General features: G+C 64.6%; 3 protein-coding genes and 1 pseudogene. All 4 read left to right on the forward strand.

Going from position 1 to position 4,615, the window contains the following annotated elements:
• A pseudogene (locus EOA28_RS25765) lies at nt 1-841 on the forward strand (serine/threonine protein kinase); the annotation flags it as partial.
• Between the two features lie 68 nt (nt 842-909).
• Complete coding sequence (locus tag EOA28_RS25770; protein WP_245463185.1) at nt 910-1,338, forward strand: DUF1036 domain-containing protein; 429 nt, start codon at nt 910-912, stop codon at nt 1,336-1,338.
• Nucleotides 1,335-3,776, forward strand: coding sequence for a M23 family metallopeptidase (locus tag EOA28_RS25775; RefSeq protein WP_127252227.1), 2,442 nt, complete (start codon nt 1,335-1,337; stop codon nt 3,774-3,776). The genes EOA28_RS25770 and EOA28_RS25775 overlap by 4 nt, the downstream gene beginning before the upstream one ends.
• 443 nt (nt 3,777-4,219) lie before the next feature.
• Nucleotides 4,220-4,615 (forward strand): caspase family protein (locus EOA28_RS25780; protein ID WP_189342189.1); only part of this gene is annotated, 396 nt, incomplete at its 3' end.

The following is a 4,615-nucleotide window of genomic DNA, read 5'->3' on the forward strand; positions in this document are numbered from 1 at the left end:
GCCCCCAACTTCGCAAAGACAGGCATCGACGGAGCCGACCCCCTCGCCGGCCGAGCCGAAGGTCCCGACAGCCAGCCAGCCGGCAACGCCGACCGCGCCAACCCAGCCGGCGCAGCAGCCGGGGACGCCGGCAACCAAGCAGCCCGAGACCGACGTCGCCGTCAATGTGCCAAAGCCGGCGCTTCCGTCAGCGGAAGACGACATGGCCAAGTGGAACGAGCAGCGCTCCTGGGTGCGCGATTTCAGCGGCGGCAATTGCTTCTACGCCAACGTGACATCCGGACCCGGCGGCGCCCCCACGATCGAGGGTTACGGAACGGCGGTCCAGCCCTTCGAACAATTGCTCAACGATTTCCAGTCCAGGTTCCATATCGAGCCGGACATCAGCGTGCGCCTCATCACGCTCTCCCAGTGCGGCGTGCCGACTTTCCTTCGCTTTCTCGACCGGAGTTCGGCCGCGAAGCCGCAGCTTGTCCTCGACAAGACATCGATACCGGACGGCGCGCCGGTCAGCGGCGCGCTCTATACGGGCGGCGGGCTCGTCTCCAACATCATGCTGATCGACCACAAGGGCGTCGCCTTCAACCTGGACGACCGCATGGTGGCGCAAACCGACAAGGTGACCTTCAACATCCCGATCGGTCTTGCCGCCGCGGACAAGGCGGCCGCCAAGGCGGTGCCGCAGATCATGCTGGTGATCACCGGCCCCAAGGACATCCAGGCCGCCATGTTCTCAAGGCCGACGCCGGCTTCGGAGCTGTTGCCCAAGATCCTCGAGGAGATCGAGGCCGGCGGGTCGCAGTTCTCGGCCACGGCCAGCTATTTCCGGCTTGGCGGATAGCATGAACGCCGATGGACCCTCGCACCTTGCGTTCTTTGCAACAGCCCCCGCCACGCAAGCTGCGTAGCTTGCTGTTTCCGGGCCGCATAACGCTTGCCGCTTTGCTCGGCGCGGCGCTGTTCTCGATGCTTTCGCCCGGCAAGGCGCATGCCGAATTCACCGTCTGCAACCAGACGCTCGACGTCGTCAATCTCGCGGTCGGACAGAAGGTCGACAATGCCGACCAGACGGACGGCTGGTGGACGATCGGCGCCAACCAGTGCGTCAATGTCATCCGCGAGGAGCTGACCAACCGCTACATCTATCTCTACGCCACGGACGTCTTCGGCCACGCGATCCTCAACGGGTCGACCGAAATGTGCATCGACCGGCGGCGCTTTTCGATCCGCGGCATCGAGGAGTGCTGGCAGCGCGGCCATATCGCGGCGCGCTTCGTCGAGGTCGATACGCAGGAGCAGGTGCGCTGGACCTATTTCCTGACCGGAAACAGCCCGTGACGCACGCGATCGACACGAGCTTCAAACAGAAGAAGCTGGCGCGGCTGGCCGAGCGGCGGCGCAAACTCTGGCGCCGGGCTCTTGCCGGCTTTGCCACGCTCGCCGTCGTTGCCGTCGCCACCGGCTTCTACCTGACCAAGGACTATTGGTCGTTCGGCGACGAGGACGAAGAGTTGCATCCCGTCGAGGGCATGGAAGACGTGCCGCCCGACGCCTCGGTCTATGTGCCGGCGATCATCGATCTGGCCGGCGATCCGATGTGGATCACATTGGCGCCCGATGCCGACACCGCGACGAAGGGCAAGACCGTCGCGCGCCCGGCTGAGCTCGACAGTTCGGGGGCTTCGCCGCAGATCGAAATCATGTCCGACGTGATGCTGAGCGCCAGCGAAAAGTTCATGACGACGATCCCCTCGACGCAAGAGGATTTCGCCTTCTTTCAGGCGCAGCGGCAGGTCGCTCCCAAGCCTTCGGCAACCGCGCCCGACGACCAGCAACCGGCTCCGCCCGCGCCAGCCGCAGCGCCAGACGACCAACCGGGCGATCCGCAAGGCGACCTGCAGAATGATCTCCAAGCGGCACCGGACGACAGCGACGCCGGCTCGGCGCCCAAGGCGGACGCCGACGACCCCGAGGCCGGCTGGGGCGAGACCATCGACCAGGGCGAGGCAGCACTCCCCGCCTTCAAGAAAACCGCGATCGAGAACAACACGACCGTCGCGACCGTCACCAGCGAGTATCAGCGCTTCGAGGCCACCGAAGACACGTTCGTGAAGATCCTCAACGACCGCAGCCTCGACAGCGTGGTGCTCGACGCGCATTTCTCCGCCGACGACGCCAAGCTCGCCGGCGAAGCGCTGAAGGCGCTGTTCAACCGCGACGGGCTGGAGGCCGGCTTCGTCGTGGCCATGCGCGGGTTCCGGCCGAGCCGCGAGACGACGACCATGTCGCTGATGCAGGTCTCCATCTATGCCAAGAACGTCTATGTCGGCACGCTGACACGCAATGCGGCCGGCGCCTTCGTGTCGGGTGTCGACCCCTGGGTCCGCGAGGATCTGTTCAACTATTCCGGCACCTCCGACCAGGGTGGGCCCAAGCGGCAGTACCGCCTGCTCGACGCGATCTATTCGACGGCGGCGCGCAACAAGGTGCCGACCAGCGTCATCGGCGAGGCGATCATGTATCTGTCGCGCGGGCAGGACCTCGACGCCTTCGCCAGCGAGGACCAGCGCCTGGTGCTGATCTATTCGCAGACGCCGCGCGGCCAAAGCGAGATCTCGGGACGGGTGCTCTATGTCGGCGTCCAGGGCGCGGACAGGAGCCTCGACTGTTTCGTCTTCCAGCAGAGCGACGGCCAATATGCCTGCGTGACCGGCAACGATCAGGTGCGCTCGCTGACCGTCACCAACGGCATGGTCACGCCGGTCGCCGGGGTGATGACCTCGACCTTCGGCCCGCGCAAGCATCCGATCCTGGGCACAGTTCGCATCCACAAGGGCGTCGACTGGGCGGCGCCGGTCGGCACGCCGATCATGGCCGCCTTCGACGGCGATATCTCCTTCCAAGGCGATGGCGGCGGCTATGGCAATCTGGTGAAGATCACGCATGCCAATGGCCGCGAGACGCGTTACGCGCATATGCAGAAATTCGCCATCGCGAGCGGCGTCGGCACCAAAGTGAAGGCCGGCGACGTCATCGGCTATATCGGCACGACAGGGCTTTCGACCGGCCCGCATCTGCATTTCGAACTCTACCAGAACGGCGAGGCGATCGACCCGCTGGGGACGGTCACCACGGTGGCTACCGCCGTTGCCGTCAGTTACGGCGGGTCCGGCGATACCGCCGTCGAAACGCTGACGGAGCGGATCGTGCATGTCGAAAGCGGCGGCAGCGCGCGGGCCAAGAACCCGCTTTCCTCGGCGACCGGTGCCGGCCAGTTCATCTCCAAGACCTGGATCCGGATGATGAACACCTATCGGCCCGACCTTGCCCGCTCGCTGTCGACCGCCGACCTGCTTGCGCTTCGCTACGACGCGACACTGTCACGCGAAATGGTGCGCAACCTGGCGCGCGAGGGCGAGGCCTATCTGCGCGCGCGCGGCCACCAGATCACCGCCGGCCGCCTCTATCTGTGCCATTTCCTCGGCATGGAAGGCGCGGCCCAGGTTCTGGCGGCGCCCGGCTCGACGCAGTTGAGCGCTGTGCTCGGGTCGGCTGTCATTCAGGCCAACCCGTTCCTCACCGGCAAGACCGCGAGCTACGTCGTGGACTGGGCCGAGCGGAAGATGGGGCAGAAAGTGCCGCGCGTGGCGACCGACCAGGGCCAGCCGACGACGACCACGACACAAGTGCGGCAGACGTCGCCGGAATTCGAAAAATACAAGCAGGCGATCACCGCGCTGATAGACTCCCTCCAGGAGACGCTGGAGCCCGGTTAGGTCCTTAACCCAGAAGTTTTGACCGGTTGGCTATGTGTGCGTTGGCATGCCTTGGCGATTGGCCGGGACGCCTATCGCGGTCGTCATCCACGGGCGGAGCAAGGAGCGAAGCGACGCGCGCAGACCCTAGAATGACGAGGTTCAGGAGCCTTCAGCTCATCGCCAGCGTTTTGCGCTGGCTACCCCAACATTGATGGCCTTGCCCGACAAGTCTGCGATCTTTCACTGTGTTGAGGGACTAGCCGGTTCACCAAACCTCGCGTTTTGATCGGCCGATTGGTTTTAGATACTCACCGAGGAAATTTCGAGCCCCTCGCGAACCAAATCTGTGGTCGAGATCACAGACGCTCAAGGACGATTTTGGCAGAAGCGACGTTGTCGCTCACGACATTCAGCATGCGCAGACATCGGTAACGCGCCCCAAGGGGCGGAGGGCTGATCCCATGAAAGCGTTCGCCATCCTTTTGGGCGGGTTGATCCTGCTGTTCCACGCCGCGTTCGGCGCACAGGCCGCCACGCCCGACAGCAAGCGCGTCGCGCTGGTCATCGGCAACAGCAAATATGTCAATGCCGTCGCTTTGCCCAACCCGGCGAACGATGCCCGCCTTATCGCGTCCACGCTGCGCAACGCCGGCTTCCAGGTGATCGAAGGCGTCGACCAGGACAATGCCGGCATGCACAGCCTGATCAGCAAATTCACCGAAGAGTCCTACAATGCCGACCTCGCCGTCATCTACTATGCCGGGCACGGCATGCAGGTCGACGGCAGGAACTACCTCATTCCGGTCGATGCCGAGCTGACGTCGCCGGCCTATCTCAAGACCCGCACGGTCCAGATC

Origin of the sequence: Mesorhizobium sp. M2A.F.Ca.ET.067.02.1.1, assembly GCF_004023285.1 — a bacterium.
Lineage (GTDB): Bacteria > Pseudomonadota > Alphaproteobacteria > Rhizobiales > Rhizobiaceae > Mesorhizobium.